The sequence below is a fragment of the Flagellimonas eckloniae genome (assembly GCF_001413955.1).
GTDB classification, from domain to species: Bacteria; Bacteroidota; Bacteroidia; order Flavobacteriales; family Flavobacteriaceae; genus Flagellimonas; species Flagellimonas eckloniae.
Genome location: NZ_LCTZ01000002.1, coordinates 213,532 through 232,374 on the forward strand (window position 1 = coordinate 213,532; position 18,843 = coordinate 232,374).

Here is an 18,843-nt window from a genome sequence, read left to right on the forward strand (position 1 = left end):
TACATCTTTTGTGTATGTAATATCTCACATGAAATATGTATATTTAACTAGGTATGAGTGTGTTTGGGTTTATTAAAAAAATACTTCCTGGAAAAAATTCAAAATGGAGGGTAACTGCCACTGTATTGATTGGCAGTATCATTGGTTTAGGATTGTTCTTGATGAAAGAAGGTGAGGTGGTTTCATACATGTCGGATAATCCGCAAGCCTGTGTCAACTGTCACGTTATGACCCCTGTCTATAATAGCTGGATGCACAGTTCACATCGCGAATGGGTTTCTTGCAACGGATGTCATGTTCCCCAAGACAATATCGTAAATGCCTATTACTTCAAAGCTATGGATGGGCTTTACCATGCTTCAATTTTTACTGCAAGGGCAGAACCAGAGGTAATTTTTATGCGTGAAGGTTCACAAGAAGTGGTACAGAACAATTGTATACGCTGCCATGTACAGCAGGTAACCCAAACAAAATATAACGGCTTCATAGAAAATCATGAGCAGAACCGGACATCCCGTCAATGCTGGAGTTGCCATAAAGAGGTGCCTCATGGCCGTATTCATGGAATGTCCACAGTCAAGTATAACATTGCTCCTTTACCCACAGATCAAGAAGAAATGGTAATTCCGGACTGGTTACAAAAAGAAATGGAAACACGATAATCCTAACAGTATGAAAAATAAAGTCTTGTTTGTTGTTACAATTGTAGTGGTCTTTCTATTGGGCTTGCTTGCTTCAAGCGTGATCAATAGGAAGAGTGAGGCCAAATACCAATATGTACCGCAGGTAGATATTGGTGAGAATGAACCTCGAAATGAAGAATGGGGAAAAAACTACCCAAGGGAATACCAATCGTGGTTGCAAACATCTGAAACTTCCTTTGCCTCCTTCCAAGGGGGTTCCGCCATGCGCGATGTCCTTGAAGAAGATCCACGACTGGTCGTACTATTTGCTGGATATGGTTTTTCTAAAGACTATAATCAAGGCCGTGGACATTTTTATGCCATAGATGATATTAGAAATACATTGCGTACAGGAGGGCCAAAAGGCCCAGGAGATGGACCAATGCCAGCTACTTGTTGGACATGCAAAAGTCCTGATGTTCCCCGTTTGATGAACGAAAAAGGTATTGCAGAATTCTATGAAGGAAAATGGGCAGATAAGGGAACAGAAATTGTAAACCCAATTGGCTGTGCCGATTGCCATGACCCTAATAGTATGAAGTTACGTATCACAAGACCTGCACTTGTAGAGGCTTTTGATTCAATGGGCAAGGATATCAATAAGGCCACCCACCAGGAAATGCGTTCTTTGGTCTGTGCCCAATGCCACGTAGAGTATTATTTCGATAAGAAAAAACCTGGAGCGGAAGGCACACCATACCTAACTTTCCCCTGGAAGAATGGAATGAACGTGGAAGCCATGGAAGAATATTATGATGAAATGGAATTTTCGGATTGGACACATAAAATCAGCAAGGCACCGATGTTAAAAGCACAACATCCAGGTTACGAAACCTATCTTACCGGTGTACACGCTGACCGCGGCGTTTCTTGTGCCGATTGCCATATGCCCTATAAAAGCGAAGGCGGACAGAAATTTACCGACCACCATTTGCAATCGCCACTAAACAATATTGCGAATTCCTGTCAAGTGTGTCACAGACAAGAAGCAGATAAATTGAGAGCCAATGTTTACGAAAGACAACAAAAAGCAACTGAGAATAGATTGAAATTGGAAGATCTTTTGGTAAAATCGCATATTGAAGCAGCAAAAGCATGGGAATTAGGTGCTACAGATGAACAAATGAAAGATATTCTCACAGATATTCGTCACGCACAATGGCGTTGGGACTATGCAGCCGCAGCACATGGAGCATCATTCCATTCTCCGGTAGAGACAGCAAGAGTCTTGGGTGGTGGACTCAACATTGCGCAAGAAGCTAGAGTCAAGTTAGCGCGATTGTTGGCGACCTTAGGTTTTAATCAGGAGGTTCCTATGCCAGATATTGCATCTAAGGAAAAAGCACAAGAATTTATCGGTTTGGATATGGAAAAACTCATCAAAGAAAAAGAGGAGTTTAAAACCAATTTACTACCCAAATGGCTAGAGGAAGCCAAAGCCCGTGAGGATAAAATGGATTCCAAAGCAGTAAGCATGACCAATAAGTAGTCGATTTTAAACCTTTCTTTAAAGGCTTTTAAGCCGAACGCTTTTCATGAAAATATTCTATCGTATTTTTTCTTCGCCAGTATTGGCACTTGTTTTATTGTTGGTTTTCGCCATAGCCATGGGCACTGCTACTTTTATAGAAAACGATTTTGGTACCGCTACAGCGTGGATTAAGGTATACGACGCCAGTTGGTTTGAGCTGGTCATGCTGGGTTTAGGGCTTTGTTTTGCTGCCAATATTTATAAATACAAACTTTGGCGCAAAGAAAAATGGGCCATCCTTCTTTTTCATATTGCTTTTATCGTAATCTTAATTGGTGCCGGTATTACGAGGTATGATTCCTACGGAGGTATCATGCGCATCAGGGAAGGAGCTTCCTCAAATACAATTATTTCCGATAAGAATTATTTGCAAATCCACCTATCCAACGGAAAGCAAACCAAACATTTGGAACGGGAACTTTACTTTTCTCCTTTGACGGATAATAATTTTTCTATTCAAACCGATTTAGAGTCCATCCCAATTGCCATTTCGCATAAGCAATTTGTAGCCGATGCTATCCCCGAAATTGTCGATGACCCTGAAAATGGAGTTCCCTTATTGCAAATGGTGGTTACCTCAGGAAATGGCAGGGAAACATTATTCCTGAAAAAAGGAGAAATTGAAGAAATAGGAAGCCATAAGCATAAAATAGGTTTTGAGGCAGAAGGAGAAGATGTTATAAATCTTATAGAAAATGATGACCAATTCCAGATGTTGACGCCACATCAGCTCGACTTTTTTATTATGGCCGACCAAACTGCAGGTATTATTAAAGGTGATACCCTGCAACCTATGACCTTGCGGACCTTGTACCGCTCAGGCGATTTGTCTTTTGTGCCGCTATCCTTTCATGAATCTGGAAAAATTGACATCGTAAGCTCGGCTGAAAAACCAAAAGACAATGATAAGGTTAAGGACGATGCTTTAGTTCTGAATGTAGGAGTAGGTGACCAAACAGAAGAAGTAACCTTGCTCTATCGTGACGGCTTTTTACCTACTACACATGAAGTTATGGTAAATGGCACCAATGTGAGTTTATCGTATGGAGCCAAACCTCTTGAAACACCATTTTCGGTACAGTTGAATGATTTTCAATTGGAACGATATCCTGGTTCTGAGAGTCCATCCGCCTATGCCAGCGAGGTTACCGTTTTGGATGGAGATACCAAGATGCCTTTCCGAATTTTCATGAACAATGTTTTGGATTATGGTGGATTTCGTTTCTACCAAGCCAGCTACGACACCGACGAAAAAGGAACGGTTTTATCCGTTAACCATGATGCTTTGGGCACCAACGTTACCTATGCGGGTTATTTTCTAATGATGATTGGCATGTTCTTTACGCTATTTGGAAAGAGTTCCCATTTTATGGCCATCAACAAAAAGCTCAAAAAATTAAAAACGAAAAAAGTAGTTACCGCCTTATTCCTGATTGGGATGATGAGCACAAATCTTCAGGCGCAGCAGCCGAATGATACCATTTCGATTTCTGAGTTAGTCGCACATCAAGTCATTGAGAAACAGCATGCGGCGCTCTTTGGTCGGTTGATGGTACAAGATTTAGATGGAAGGATAAAACCAATCAATACCTTGGCCTCGGAATTTTTACGCAAAGTTTCCCGTAAACCCTATTTCAAATTCAAAAGTGATGGTGAAGAAGTTCGTTTGGATGCCAATCAGGTATTCCTTGCTATGCATGTTGCTCCAGGAGCTTGGCAACAGATTCCCATAATAAAAATAGATAAGAAAAAAGGTGGAAGTTTTTTCGAAGCCCTAAAAATTACTGGTGAAGGCTTAATTGCCTTTGATGATTTAATAAATCCTAGTGGCGATTATGTACTTACCAAAGTGGCGGAAGAGGCTAACGCTAAAAAGCCGGCAGAGCATAACGAGTTTGATAAAGAGATACTCAAGGTAGATGAACGTTTTAATATTTTATTCAACATTTTTTCGGGCAACTATTTAAAAATTTACCCCAACAGTCTAGATGAGAAGGATACGTGGTATAGTTATACCCATCATTTTAAGGACTTTCCTGCTGAGGATGCACGTTTTGTACAAACCATAACCCCATCTTATTTTAATGATTTGGCAGCCAAAAAATGGGCGACGGCAACAGAGAAGTTGTCCTATATTGATACCTATCAAAGCACCTTGGGCAAAGATATTATTCCTAACGATCAGCGAGTGGAAGCCGAGTTGTGGTATAATGAAATGAACCTCAATTTTTGGTTGTTCCAAGTATTTTTCACTTTAGGATTTGTACTGCTGGTATTGGCCTTGGCCAAAATATTCGTTCAAAAACGTTTCATGGATGCACTATGGAATATTCTCGTTGTCCTTTCCTTGGTTAGTTTTCTTGTATTTACAGGAAATATTTTACTGCGTTGGTATGTAGCACAACATGCACCTTGGAGTAACGGTTACGAAATGCTGGTCTTTGTGGCTTGGGTATTAATGCTCTGCGGATTAATGACCTTCCGAAAATCAGATTTCTCATTGCCATTGGCAGCACTATTTACAGGCTCGTTGCTATTCGTAAGTTATCTGGATTGGTTGAGTCCAGAGATTACAAATTTAATGCCTGTATTAAAATCCTTCTGGCTAAAAGTGCATGTAGCAACTATTATTAGTAGTTATGCCCCTCTGGCACTATCTGCGGTTTTGGGCTTTATGGTCTTGATTCTTATGATTATAGAAACCAAAAAATCTGAGAAAGCGATAGCGATTCGCATTAAAGAACTCACTTATATTAATGAAATATCCATGACCATTGGTTTGTTTGTGTTGGCCGTCGGAACTTTTCTAGGTGGTATTTGGGCCAATGAATCTTGGGGTCGCTACTGGGCTTGGGATCCTAAAGAGACTTGGGCCTTGATTTCTATTATTATCTATGCTGTGGTATTGCACCTTCGTTTTATTCCTGCTTTAAAAAGTAGGTATACTCTAAATATGGCCAGCGTTTTTGCCTTTGGTTCTATTATTATGACCTCTTTTGGTGTAAACTATTATTTATCTGGACTGCACAGTTATGCAGCAGGGGACCCTGTACCTGTTCCTAAATTTATTTATGTGGTTATAGTAATTGTGGTTATTACAAGTGTTTTAGCATACCTTAAACAAAGGAAGTCATATTCTGTAAGCATCTAAAATCGATACCCTAATTGCGCAGTAAGCTGCTCTCTACCACCAACACCTAACTGTACCATCAAATCCCAATGCTTGCCAAAACCTTTGTTCACTCCCATAATGGCGTTCCAAGTAGTTGGGGTGAAGTTGACATTGTACCTTAAAGTATCTCCAGAATCCAATTCAAAGAAACCGGCAACATCAGAATCATAATATTGCCCCATACTTCCGGCAAAAATGTTGAGGTTATTGGGAAAGCGATATCCCGCCATCAAGACATACGCATTGGCATTGGTTGTGGTATTGGCTTCTTCGACACTTGCCCTGATATATTGATACGTTCCACTAAAAAAGACATCGCCAATTCCCCCACCAAGCGTTACTGAACCACCAATGATATTAGCTGATACATCAATATTAAGAGGGAGCGCCTGAGGAATATCACTAGGGTCCAATCCTAAAAACGGAGCTAAGTCCACTATCCCTTGCCGAAACTCTTCATCAAGTATAAAGTCTCCAGCGACAGTATTGTCTGCCCGACCAAATATACCTGCCACATTTAAGAATGGAAATATCCACACATCGGGTCGAACAAAATATGTGGTTGTGGTCTGAACAATATTAGAGTTTTGTAAATCAAACAGGGAACTCAAATCGGCTAAATCCCCATCTCCAAAACCAACACTGATTCCTTCAAAATCCAAATCATCATCTTGGGAATGAAGGATAACATTTAAACCAACAGGTCTAGGCAGGCCATATCCAAGTTTGGTTGCCGGCTTTCCAAAGATAGGGAGCACCCAGCCCAAGGTGACATTTACGGTATCAATTGCTACATCCTTCTCAAAAAAAGGTTGAGAAGATTTTCCTTCCCATGTTATATCAGTTCCATCGGGCGCTTTATAATCCGCTGTGGTAAATGTTAAGTTCTGTGCGCCATTCTTTGTGTCATAAGACTCTTTAATTCCTGAAACGATATACCCTTTTCGGTTATCGGCTTTTTTAAAATGTACGATTCGTTTAAAATTTTCCTTACCTCCCGAAAGTCTTGAATCGCTTGTCAGTTCCACCTTATCCAAAACCCCGTTGCTCAAAAAGAGCTTGCCCTTATATTTTTTGATGTCCTTTAATTCAGGTTCTATATCATTCTTGGAATAACGGAAACCAAACACCATTTGGTCTTGACTATTACTAAGCAATTTTAAAGACGATTCATCATATAGATTTTTTCTTGAGAGCCTGCTTAGTTTATGACTCTTTTCTATGGCTTTTTTCAAAGCTTTTAATTCAGGTTTTGAGAATTCCCCTTGTTCTATTACAAAACGAATATCCTTACCATCTTTATAAGATGGGTCATAGATGATTTGAGTTTTCAAATGCTCTTTACCGGACGTATTATCAATTTCAATTTCTAGATTTTGTATAAAACTCCCCTCCTGTAATAGTACACTTGCCGCTGCATCCAGAATTTTTGGGGAAATCCCATGTTCCGAGAGGTAGGAACTATTCAATGGAGCTTCTTGCTGAGCCGATGCACTAAACGCTAAGGAAAAAATTAGGACTCCAGTTAATATATAGTTTTTCACTTTCAAGGTTTTCATATTTAAAAGTAACATTCTATTTTTTTTTGTTGGTGTTATTCTGATTGATAAACTTTCCCACAACTACTGCGGTCACAATTACAAGATAGAACTGCCCTACAAGTCCAATCAAAATGCTTGCTTTCTGTGCCAAAGGGGTCATAGGGGCAATATCTCCATAGCCAATTGTTAACAAGGTGATAAAACTGAAATACATTAGCTGTTCCGTCAAGGTGTTGGGATGGGTTTCTCCCATATGCAAAAGCCCTCCTTCAAAAGAATTTGGATTGGTCAGTTCAATCGACATATATATGAAAAATCCAATCAGACCTAGACTGATAAACCCGCTTATCATGCCAAGAATAACCTTTTTATCAACCGCATGGGAATACCATACCTGTTTAATAATCTCAAAGGTAATCAACAAGTAAAAAGCAAAATAGATTCCAAATTGTATATAACTAACATCCAAGGTCATTTCACCATGGGTTTGGGCAAGACCAAAAATAATACTGCTGGCGATTAATAGAATCAAAAAGAACCAGAACAACTCCTTTCGCTTGGAAATTAAAAGTATCCCCGCAATTAGATTAAGCAAGAATAAGATGGGTGCGATACTTTTATCGAAAATTTCCCCAGGAATAAATAGAGACCCGAAGAGTACTGCCAACTGCGTAATAAAGAAAAAATCAAATCGTATGTTATAAAGTCTGTCTTTCATTGTTTTAGAATGAGTAACCTATTTTGATTCCATATCGAAAAGCGATAAGCTTCAATTCTGTCTTCTGATTCCCATTTATTTCAAAATCAGGATCTATCAAGTCGATAATTCCGAGACGCTTTAAAGAATCTGTAAGATCATCATAAAAAGCTTGTGGTACCGGAGTTACTTCATTTAGTTCTAAGGTATTAAAACTAAGCCCGGGTCCTGCAATAATGAAATCGATAAAGAATCCTTTGTTTAAGTTCAGTTTATAACCTACCTCCAATCCGGGATTGAAGGTTCGTAAGTTAGCATCTATAAGTATTTCGCTTACTTGATTATCCACGGCAGTATATGTTCCGGCTATATCTCCTTTCCTGTTTTGGAATCGAAAATATGTGCCTACATAAAAACCCATAAGTCCATCATGGGATTCTTGAAAATACCAGCGGAATTCAGGAATTAATTTGATTCCTTTAAAATCAAACTCGTTTGTCACGAATCTATCGAAATCAATAGAAGAAATATCAAGGTTACCAGATGAGAATTTATAACCTGTTGATATGCTTACTGAAAAACGATGTCCTATCGCACGTTCATATTGAATCTGATACGTACCTGCCCAAGGCAATAAGGGGTCAATATTTATATGGTTTTTATCTGTTGCCCGCTGTGCATTGCTGAAAGTCGTTTGCAAAAGGAGTAACAAAATCAGAATATGAATCGGTGTTCTCATTTCACATAAGCTTTTAGATTATTCCAAAAGAGCCTTATTAAACTTATACCCTTTATAGTTCACCTTGTAAAGAACACTATAAAAAGCTGGAATAAACAATAAGGTGATAACCGTGCCAAACAATAAACCTACCATAATGGTCACGGCCATGGGCTCCCACATTTCTCCGCCACCTAAATAGAGTGGTATTAAGCCCAACACTGTTGTAAATGTTGCCAACAGTATTGGTCGAAAACGCTGTAGACAAGCGGCTATAATGGCATCCTGAGGCTTACGTTTTATTTCATTTTCCTCTATCTCAATTCTATCCACCAGAACGATGGCATTGTTAATGACAATTCCAGCCAAAGAAATCACACCTAAAAAGGCCATAAATCCAAAGGGAACATTAAAAATCAATAAGCCCAATACCATTCCTATAATTCCCAATGGTATGGTACAAACAATCATAACCATTTTCCTAAAAGAGTTGAATTGAATAATCAATAACATCACAATAATAAAAGCAGACAAAGGCAAATAACTGGCAACCGCTCCCATATTCTCAGCAGTGCTTTCAGCATCTCCACCAAGCTTATAACTATATCCAGAACCCCAGATTGCCACCTGCTCCTCTAGCCAAGGTGTAATTTCAGCTGTAATTGCCGAGGCATTACCACCTTCGGTCAATTCACTTGAAATATTTATTGTACGCGTAAGATTCAAACGTTTGATACGAGTGTACTGCCATTGTGGAATTATGGATGCTACTTGTAATAAAGGAACACTTTTACCTGAACTTTGTGCATAAATGTTCAATGTTTCCAAAGAGGCTAAGGATTGTTGTTTGTTTTGGTCGCTTAACATTACAATGGGAATGGATTTATCTTCCTCGCGATATTCCCCTGTCGTAAATCCATCCAATACGGTTTGCAAAGAAGTCGCAATATCTTGATTGGTCACACCTGCAAGCTGTGCCTTATTTTGGTCGATGTCAATGATGAATTTTTTTCCTTTTGGTCCCCAATCATCTTTGATATTCTTGGTGCCAGAAATTCCGAACAACTTGGTTTTTATAGTTTGGGATATTTCTGCCAATTTATCTGGATCATCACCTGAAACTTTAATTTCAATAGGTGTTCCACCACCACCTGAACCCAGAAGGCCTACTTTAATATCCGCATTGGGGAAAGTATTGAAACTAAAGGAATCCAGTTTTTTGACCATCTCATTATTTACCAAAAAATTGGAGGTATTTATTAGGATATGCGCGTAGTTGGAGTTCGCTTCATCAGGGTTATATCCTAAATCATAGGTAGATGGTCCTTCACCTATATAAGCTGACCAATCAACAATCCCGTCTGGGTTGTTATCAGAAACTTGGAGTGTACTTTTCATGAACGTTTCAATGGCAGTAACCATTTCTTGTGTGCGTTCAATCTTTGTGCCTTCGGGAAGATTCACGTCTGCAGTGATCATATTACGGTCACTGTCAGGAAAGAATACAAAGGCCAACAATCCAAAACCTAAAATCGATAGCACAAAAAGTCCAACAATACCAAAAAGTACCGTTCGCTTCCAGTTGAGCGCAACTAATATTAAATCTTTGTATTTGGCTTTCAAACCATTTATCAAACGGTCCAAAAAGCCCTCTTTTCCTTCTTCCTTCTTTTTAATCTTCAAAAAGAACACGCAGAATAAGGTAATAATGCTCAAAGCTATAATCCATGAGGAGAGCAACGCTATGGTAATTACCACAAAAATTGGCCCCATGATATCACCCATAACGGATTCTGCCATATAAAAGGATAAAAAGGCTGCTGATGTTGTTAGTGTCGAAATCAATAAGGGTGTGAAGAGTTCAGAACAGGAATCTATTGCGGCTTTTTTTACGTCCGCGCCATTTTCCATCTTGACCATAATCGATTCCGCAACCACAATTCCATTGTCCACCATCATACCCAAGGCCATAATCAAGGCGGCCAAAGTGATTTGGTTAAGACCAACATCGATCAAGCCCATGATGAAAAGCGTAGTTATGGTCACAATGGGAATTAAACTAGCGATAACCAAACCTGTTCGCAGTCCAAGGAAAAAAAGCATGACCGCCAGTACTATACCTATGGATTGCAAAAGGTTTCCAATAAAATCACTAATCTTTAAGTCGATATAAGAATCTATGGAGGCCAATCTATTCAACTCCAGTCCTACAGGCAGTTTTCCCCTCCAAATATCAAGCACACCATCCAATTCTTCTCCAAGCTTTATAATGTTTGCACCAGATTTTAAAGAAACATGAAGTGACAGGGCTTCTTTACCATTGATTCGTACTATTTGTGTCGGTGGGTTAATGTATCCTTTTCGAACATTGGTAATATCCTTAAGAGGAACGACTTGACCTCCTTCCCCAACAGGGATTAACATTTCTTCAATGTCAGTAACATTATCAAAGTTTCCTGTTGGTTCGAGAATAATGCGTTCGTCTTCTACATTAATTTGCCCTCCAGAGCTTAAAATATTGGTATTGCTGATGAGTTGCTGCAGACGACTGGAAGTCAACCCATAACTTTTGAGTTTTACATTGTCAAATTCCACAAAAACGCGTTCTTCCTGATCTCCATTTATTTCAACTTTTGCTGCATCTTCAAGTTTGATTAAATCATCCCTGATATCATCAGCATATGTCTTCATATCAGCAAATGAATATCCGTCACTTGTTAGGCCCACTGCGATACCAAAAACTTCTCCGATACCATCATCCTTTAATTGAGGCTGGACCCCACTGGGAAGACCTTCAATACTGTTTAACTTTCTTCGAAGCCTGTCCCAAACGGGTTGCAGATCCTGAGGCTCAACCTGCATGACCAGTTCTACTTGAACCACTGAAAGGCCAGTTCTAGAAGTACTTGTGACCTTTTTTAGTTCGGGAAGTTCTTGGGCCACTTTTTCAATTTTATCGGTGACCAGTTCTTCAACACGTTCAGGGCTTGCACCTGGAAAAGAAGAAACCACTGAAGCGACGCGAATGGTATATGGTGGCATACTATCTCGTGAAAGGCTTTGATAGCCGACCAACCCCATAAGCAAAACAACTCCTAGAATACTTAATACAACCCTGTTGTTATTGATGGAAAATTTGGTAAGATTCATAATTTGTATCGTTTAAGGTGGCTATTGCAATCTTACTTTTTGACCGTCCAATAAAGTTTGTAATCCCGCGGTAGCTATTTTTTCCCCTCCATCTAGTCCACTACTGATTTTAAAACCATCGCTGGTTATTTCTCCCACTTCTATCGTTTGTTTTTTGACCACGCCAACCTTGTCATCATCCGTCTCAATAATAAACACGTAGTTTCCATTACTATCTTCTCCGACTGCTTTTACGGGAACTACCAAGGAATTGTCTATGGTTGCATCACTTGAACCAAAATCGAATGTGACATTTGCGGCCATACCCGGTTTAATATCAGCGGAGGGATTTACGATTCCGATAGCTGTTATGTAGGTAGAGGAGTTCTGATCAATTGCTGGAGAAACTTCAATGACCGTACCCTTGAAAGAACCTTGTTCGATTGCAGAAAATTCTAAATCCGTTTCCATTCCGACATTTACTCTATTGACCAAGGATTCAGGCAATCCTACCTCAATTTTTAAATCATCACCGGCATTTAAAAGTGCAAATTGATGTCCTGAAGACACGCGTTCATCCACTGCTCCATCCGTCCAGGCAATTACCCCATCTTTGGGTGCCCTGATTATACCATAACTAACTTGGGTGGCCTGTATGCTTTTGTTTCGCTTTGCTGACTCATATTGATCCAAAGCAGATTGGTAGGAGTTTTTGGCTGCTTCATAATCACTTAGCGATTGGCTGCCGCTTTCGTACAATGACTTTACACGTTCTAGAGCTGATTTGGCTGTTTTCATTGCCGAATTTGCACTGTTGAGAGCAGACACGGACTGTTCGTAAGCTAAATTTGCCTCTACATTGTCCAGCCTTGCAACCACATCTCCTTTCTTTACTTTAGCGCCCTTCCAATGATTCACTTTGGTGATTACACCACCACTCCTAAAGCTCAGACCTATCTCATCACTGGCCTTGGCCGTTCCACTAAAAGAGCGCACTTTACTGGCATCTGAAGTACCCACCAATTGAAAACTAACAGGTCGAAGTACTTCTTCTTTCTTTTTCTCTTCTTTTTTACAGGAACTAAATGCCAAAATTGTTGTGATCAGCAACAGGCTATGACGGAAATATTTCATGGTCGGTATCTTTTAATTGTTAGTTTCTACTTAGGATAAATGCTCTGGCCCTTTGAATAAAGTCTTGGTTATTTTCTTCAGAATTCATCAGAAAAAAATACCCAATGGCGCGTTCCAATTGCATTGAGGCCAACAGGTAATTATAGTTAGCGGTTGCGCTTGCCAGTTGTGATTGCAAATAATTGGTTTGGGCATCAATAAGTTGAATTAAGGGCACTGCCCCTTCGCTATATGCAATCTGTGTCAAATCCAAACTTTCCTTTGCTGCCTCCTCTGCAATCTTTGAAATTTGGATGTTGGCAATCTCATTGGTCAAATCCAGTACAAGTGCATTGACATTGGTTTCGATATTCAAATCGATATTGCTCTTTTGGATATTTAACTGATCTTCCTGGATTTTAGCCGTTTGTCTATTAATGTTCTGTTGGTTTTGACGGAAAATAGGAAGCGAGAGATTCAATCCCAAATTGTAGGTGCCATCAGGAGCAACCGGCACTCCCTGTGCTACTGTAGAGCCCTTCCCAGATTGGGATATTGCCAAATTGTAATTTCCTTGAAGTGCAAGGGTAGGCACAAATCTACCTGATGCATTAAGCCGATAGGTCCGTTGCACGGCATCTAGGTTGTAGCCAAGGTTTTTCAGTTCAGGAGCGTTCTTTTTGGCTTCCTGAATCAAAAACTCAACAAGATTGGGTCTCAGCTTTGGATTATCCAAAATTTCTAAAAAATCTTGATAGCGATAATTGGAAAATAGCCCTTCGGAGATAACCGCATCCTTTATATCGATCTCCATAGCTATTGGATTATTCATCAATTGGTTGATCGTATAGTAAGCTTGGCTTAATTGATTTCCAGCCTCTATCAGCGTCTGCATGTTCTGTGCCATTTGACTTCGAAACCTCAATACATCAGACTTTCCAGAAGCACCCGCTTCAAAGTTTTGCTCAGAAATTTGAAGGTTTTCTTTAGTCACTCCAAGGTTTTGTGCTTGAATTTGGGCGTTTGTTTTTAAAATCAAAGCATTGAAATAGGCTACCGAACCATTCAAAATAGCATCTAACTCCGCTGCATTGTACGTTTCTTGTTGTGCTTTCTGCAAGTTATCTTGAATAGTGATTCCTGCCGCTGCACCTTCGGAATAAATGAGTTGCTGCAGGCCTACCGTTCCAGAAGTCGAAAATTCGGGACTAGCCCCACCTGATATTTCAGCAACACGGGGATCGACATATGCTGCCGTCGTCGAAGCAGATACATCTGGCAGAAAATTACTCTTAGCGGTTTTTACATCCTGAGTGCTCAAATCAATATTTTTCCTTTCTGCCTCAAGCCCTAAGTTGCGACCTATTACACCATTCATGATATCTAATAAGGAATAGGCGTCCTCAGCAATGTAATTATTCTCCCCACCCACAATATCAACAGTACCCAACATACTATATCGCAACGGGAACTTTATTTCTTTGGCAGTATTAAAATTTAACGACAACCTGTTTTTGTACTCCAATAACATTGGAAGCTCAGAAGGATTGGTTCCGTTTACTATCGATTCCACATCCAAGGCAATACGTCTAAAAAGTTGATCAATAGTTGTTTCCGGTTGATTGGTAGCAAGGATACCTTTTTCCACATCTCGTTTTCTATTGGCGGAAAAGGAAGGCAATTGATTTTCATTTATAGTAGAAACCAAATTTCTAAAGGCTACTTCTGATAAATCAAAGCCTCCAGCTAAATAAACGGCGTCCACATCACCAAGAAGGTCCGACACATTACCATCTTCAGGAAGATTAATTAAGGTGTAGGCAGCATCTTTGTCCGCAAAATAGGTATCAAAGAGTTCTTTTATGGGCAGCGCTTCAGGAAGATAATCATCTACTAAAATACCTACCTTTTTATATTCGTAAATGGAGTTAAAGGCATCAAGGTCTTTAGCATAGGAAAGTGGAGCTATGATATAAGCAATATTGTTGATTCCAGATGTTTTTTGGTCTTTAGGCAAATCGATAAAGTCGCTATTTACGGAACCAAAGACGATTACCGGTTTGGCATAAACTTTTTGTTGATACAACGCTATGTTATTGATAACCCCAAAAGCGAGGATGATATCAACGTCGCTGGCTTCCATAGCCAGATAATTTGATTTTGCGGTATCTAAATCGAATCCGTTTTCAATAGGATCTTTGAAAACTACCTTGGCATCTTGCCCTACAACGGCAGTAATCTCATTTTGAAGTTTTTCAAGCAAAGGAGCATTTTCAACTGAAGTTTCATCAGCCAAAATTCCAATGGTCACAGTTTTGGTATTTTGAGCAAAAGAAATTGATACTCCCACAAGGAGTAAGACTACTAGCAATCGTTTTTTCATAATTTTAGATTATTTCCAACCTTTTCTTTCAAAAACACCTTTCAATAACTTTTCATATGTGTTAAGGTAAAACGTATATTGTTCATCATCTAAAATGGCTTTTATTTCCTTATGTTGCTTTTGCAATAGGCCTTCAAACTTTGTACGAATCTCTTCAGGGGTGTATCCTTTATCTTTTTTTTCCAAACCCTTCATCTTATAGCTGTGATAAAGAATAATATTGTAGTACTCATCCCTTATTTCATTTGATAACCCCATTGCAGTAGCACGATTGTAGAACCACACTTGCATACTATCTTTTTCTTTAGAGGTAAATAAAGTTGATTTGGGGTTAACATTTGCATTATTATCTTTTTGTGCAAAAACACTACTACTTGATAATACAGATATAACCAAACAAAAGGTTAAACAAATTTTCATGATTGGGTTTTGATCTAAAATATGAAATTAATTGTTAACATTATAGTATTAATCCATGAATCCGAAAGTAGTGGATTTAGCATAAAAAACTAATAATCAATACTTTGATAAAAAAAGAATGGTTCCATCAGGAATGGTAGCAAGCTCAACTGATATTCAACAAGGAAATTAAGAATGTGAAGAACTGGTTTTGTTTAACCTTTTACTCTGGGATTTTTTACTCGATATACCTTATCTCCAAATTAAGATTACCTTCCTTATCGCGTTTAACTCTTGTAACCTAGCTACCATTTTCTCATTCCGATTTATTATGAATTTAGGTGCCACATAAACTATCCTGACCTTTGTATTAGGTAGTATCCTAGAAGGCTTATTATGAACGTATACAGGCGTTATGGGAAGTTCTTGGTAAGAGGCATTACGTTTTTTATTGCCATTTACCTTAAAGATTTTCAGATAGTCGAAGTCAAAGCGCACCCCTGATTTGTTTTCAATCTCAAACTGTAGAAATACATTATCACCGCGATATTTCAGATTTTTTAGGGTCAGGGCAATCCCTCTATGTTTCTTTCTAATATGTTTTTCTTCGGGAAGCTTCAAAAATGATTCACAGGATCTGCGCAGCAGTTCTGGAGAATCATTGACCGAAGGACCTACATCCAAATCTTTTGTGGTTTCAGTTTTCCCTGTGGTGAGTATTTGGGTATCCCCGATACTTTCTTGAAGGGATATAAATCGATTGGGATTCTCTAGATGCTCGGCAAACTTTAAGATATAGGAGTATACTTTGCCATCCGTGGTAATCACCAATAAATTACTTGGTTCTCCTTTTACAGCTTTCAATAACCCTAAGTTTTGTTCTTTTTCACGATTGTAGGTGAACACAAAATGTTCTGAACCTGTAATGCCCTGCTTTATATCTGAGGGAAAGAACAAGGCCATCGTCATTGTTGAATTGGCATAAATAGTGTCCAATGTTTTTGTATTCGTTGCGTGAACTTGGTAAAACAAACCCAAGGTCAACAGTATCAATATCTTTTTCATATCCTATATTTTTTATTGTCGTGTATCGACTTTTATTATGAGTCTATAATTGGGATTGACCGTCACTTTTACCTGTCGGTTAGAGCGTTGGAACAATCTTTTGATTCCTGTGACCTGTGGTACGCCTGGCACATTGATATCATCTACTACATCTCCCAAAACCTGTTGCCGCAACTCTTCGCGAAAACTGTTTTTGATATAGATGCCTTCCAACCTGTCCCTAAAATCATACGCTTTAAAAGACAACGGGACATCATCAATGTTTTCGATTTGTAACAATACCCGATTGGGTTTAAAGCTGACAATACCGAACAGTGTAGTATTCTTTGGAATCAGTACACCCTCAATTTCGATATCGTCTAAAGTGCGCATTTGTAATCGGTCATTGACTTTGATGACTTGTTTCTTATCAACCATTACTACGATGCTGGGTACATTTGCCGTTTCTTCTACAGGCAAGGGATTGGAAGCAAAAAACAACTGCTGTTCCAATGCCAATGCTTTTGGGTCAATTTCCTCAACCGATGTTGTAGTTTCCTTTTTTTGTTCTTTCTGTTTTTTAGCTATCGCATTGACCACACTATCCCGAACAGGGTTCGTTGCTCGAAAAGTCCCCGTAGTGTAATTGATACGGCTATTGTTATAGATACTATCCACCATCCGTATCTTTTCTTTTTCCAAAAAATCAGGGTCAAAGACACCTGTGGAATCCAAATACTTTTCATCATAGATGCTAGGTGCGTTGGTTTGCCTGACTTCTTTTAAATCATCCACTGCATCCAATCTGGATGTATAATCATCAATAGGGTTTTCCAATACAGGAACCTGTGTCTGTTGGAGTTCATTTTTTTGGGAATCATCTTCACCAAATGCCAAAATGGAATAGGTAATAATAAAAATGACCACTGCTCCAATGACGGCGATGAACGTTATTTTTTTCTTATCTAGCTTCATAATCAATTTTCTTTAAAGTGTTCTCGAAATAATCCGTAATCAAGAGGGCGTGGGTGTTCTTGGGAAAGTTTCGCTTTTCCAAATGCAACAATTTCCCTGTTGATACCAGTTCGTAGGTATCGATTGCCGACCCTCTGTTGATTTGAAAAATAGTGACCGTTCTAAAGGGGTATGGCTCTGCGGTAAGGTCCAGTTCGGATTTAATGCTGATGACCTTTTGCACTAAAGAATATTGCATCAAACGATTATAGACACCATCAGCTTTTTTTTGTCGATATACATTATCAACGGAACTATCACCCAGCCAAAGGGCTTTTTCAATATGGCTTTCAAAATTTGTGGCGTCTAACCCATAGAAGTAATTATGGAAAAGCCTTAAATGCTCCAAGGCTTCCACTTCTAAATTTTCCTTTTCCTGTACCCATTGCAAGGGAATAACTTCTCCATTTTTACCAATGGCGAAAGAGCCGTCCAGTGCTTTGTTGTACATTTTGTAGGATATGAGACTTGAAATGATGGTGGATAGAAAAGCCATTACAATAACAGCCAGTACTATAAACTGATTCATCTTCAACACCTCGTATATGTTTTTATATGGAGTTTTCATAAGCTATTTTTTATGTGAAAAGTTTAAAAGTAAAGGAGGTGGCGCGCTTGTACAGTTTGAACTTCAAAAAGACGATAAAGCCAATCGTACCCAATTCAATGATGGGTGCAAAAAATGAGCTTCCAAAATCAAAGCCGAACAGGTTTACCCAAAAATTAGTGGTAAACTCCGTGTACAAGGCATTGACAAATACATTCACCAGAAAAAAGGCGGGAACGAGCATATATACAGCAGCATACAACTTGAAAAAGGTATAGGCCATCGACCTGAACTTCTCGAATACGGCAAGGCTTATTACCAACGGAAAAAAGGCTTGCATTATCCCTAGCAGGAAAAACCGTTCTGCCAGAAACAAAGGGTAAATGAACAGGTCGAGCAACCACAGGAACACGCTCAGAATAAAGGCCAGTATTTTTAGACCGAACAAAGGGGAACTCAATGACTCGAACAACAAGGCCAGCCCTTTACTAGCGGCTTCGAGTCCTCCTGTATCTTGTTCAATTTCCACATCCTGCAATTGCAAAGGCAATAATGCTGGAGCCGTATTTCGATACTGTCCTTCAATGGCCACCAAGATGTTGTCAAATACCTCCAATACCTGACTGGAAAAGATGACCAGAATGACAATGACGAAATTCTTTATCAATTCTGTTGGGGTCAACCCCCAGGTATACCCATCCCTATTAGCAACACCCTCATTGTATTTTTTGAGAATGTTGATTAAAAAGAATAGGATGGCGAGGGCTTTCATCCCCACGATAGTATATTGTAGAAAATCACTGTCCTTTATGGTCTGAAAGACAGCGTCCACATACTCCAATCCTCCTACTAATGGGATAACCAATTGCATC

At 39.2% G+C, this 18,843-nt stretch carries 14 protein-coding genes; 3 read left to right on the forward strand and 11 right to left on the reverse strand.

The features are described 5' to 3' along the window. Window positions 1–53 precede the first annotated feature (53 nt). The 3 genes from nrfH to AAY42_RS01050 are packed head-to-tail and all read left to right on the forward strand — an operon-like array spanning window position 54 to window position 5,365. Complete coding sequence (nrfH, locus tag AAY42_RS01040) at window positions 54–662, forward strand: cytochrome c nitrite reductase small subunit (RefSeq protein WP_055392159.1); 609 nt, start codon at window positions 54–56, stop codon at window positions 660–662. A gap of 10 nt (window positions 663–672) precedes the next feature. After that, entirely contained in the window at window positions 673–2,172 is a 1,500-nt protein-coding gene (nrfA, locus tag AAY42_RS01045) for an ammonia-forming cytochrome c nitrite reductase (protein ID WP_055392160.1), read from the forward strand. Between the two features lie 46 nt (window positions 2,173–2,218). After that, complete coding sequence (locus AAY42_RS01050) at window positions 2,219–5,365, forward strand: cytochrome c biogenesis protein CcsA (RefSeq protein WP_245625571.1); 3,147 nt, start codon at window positions 2,219–2,221, stop codon at window positions 5,363–5,365. Here the strand turns inward: AAY42_RS01050 and AAY42_RS01055 are convergent. From AAY42_RS01055 to AAY42_RS01105, 11 genes are all read right to left on the reverse strand, one after another. Then, window positions 5,362–6,945: a hypothetical protein gene (locus tag AAY42_RS01055; RefSeq protein ID WP_055392161.1), complete on the reverse strand. Its 1,584-nt coding sequence runs from the start codon at window positions 6,943–6,945 to the stop codon at window positions 5,362–5,364. The two genes, AAY42_RS01050 and AAY42_RS01055, sit on opposite strands and share 4 nt — an antisense overlap. A 16-nt stretch (window positions 6,946–6,961) precedes the next feature. Continuing rightward, complete coding sequence (locus tag AAY42_RS01060) at window positions 6,962–7,645, reverse strand: potassium channel family protein (protein WP_082433283.1); 684 nt, start codon at window positions 7,643–7,645, stop codon at window positions 6,962–6,964. Window positions 7,646–7,649: 4 nt separating this feature from the next. Beyond that, window positions 7,650–8,363: a DUF3575 domain-containing protein gene (locus AAY42_RS01065; protein WP_055392163.1), complete on the reverse strand. Its 714-nt coding sequence runs from the start codon at window positions 8,361–8,363 to the stop codon at window positions 7,650–7,652. 18 nt (window positions 8,364–8,381) lie between these two features. Beyond that, a complete protein-coding gene (locus AAY42_RS01070) occupies window positions 8,382–11,492 on the reverse strand; it encodes an efflux RND transporter permease subunit (RefSeq protein ID WP_055392164.1) in 3,111 nt (1,036 codons plus the stop codon). Window positions 11,493–11,513: 21 nt separating this feature from the next. Further along, window positions 11,514–12,605 carry an efflux RND transporter periplasmic adaptor subunit gene (locus tag AAY42_RS01075; RefSeq protein ID WP_245625572.1) on the reverse strand — a complete coding sequence of 364 codons (1,092 nt, stop codon included), beginning with the start codon at window positions 12,603–12,605 and terminating at the stop codon, window positions 11,514–11,516. Between the two features lie 19 nt (window positions 12,606–12,624). After that, on the reverse strand, window positions 12,625–14,967 hold the full coding sequence (locus AAY42_RS01080) for a TolC family protein (RefSeq protein WP_055392165.1): 2,343 nt from the start codon (window positions 14,965–14,967) through the stop codon (window positions 12,625–12,627). Between the two features lie 9 nt (window positions 14,968–14,976). After that, complete coding sequence (locus tag AAY42_RS01085) at window positions 14,977–15,387, reverse strand: hypothetical protein (RefSeq protein ID WP_055392166.1); 411 nt, start codon at window positions 15,385–15,387, stop codon at window positions 14,977–14,979. A 231-nt stretch (window positions 15,388–15,618) separates the two neighbouring features. Then, window positions 15,619–16,431: a DUF4138 domain-containing protein gene (locus AAY42_RS01090; protein WP_082433284.1), complete on the reverse strand. Its 813-nt coding sequence runs from the start codon at window positions 16,429–16,431 to the stop codon at window positions 15,619–15,621. Between the two features lie 12 nt (window positions 16,432–16,443). Further along, window positions 16,444–17,385: a conjugative transposon protein TraM gene (gene traM, locus AAY42_RS01095; RefSeq protein ID WP_055392168.1), complete on the reverse strand. Its 942-nt coding sequence runs from the start codon at window positions 17,383–17,385 to the stop codon at window positions 16,444–16,446. Continuing rightward, window positions 17,372–17,992, reverse strand: coding sequence for a hypothetical protein (locus AAY42_RS01100; protein ID WP_055392169.1), 621 nt, complete (start codon window positions 17,990–17,992; stop codon window positions 17,372–17,374). Before AAY42_RS01100 ends, traM begins: the two co-directional genes overlap by 14 nt. Window positions 17,993–18,002: 10 nt before the next feature. Beyond that, window positions 18,003–18,842, reverse strand: coding sequence for a hypothetical protein (locus tag AAY42_RS01105; RefSeq protein WP_055392170.1), 840 nt, complete (start codon window positions 18,840–18,842; stop codon window positions 18,003–18,005). Window position 18,843 lies beyond the last annotated feature (1 nt).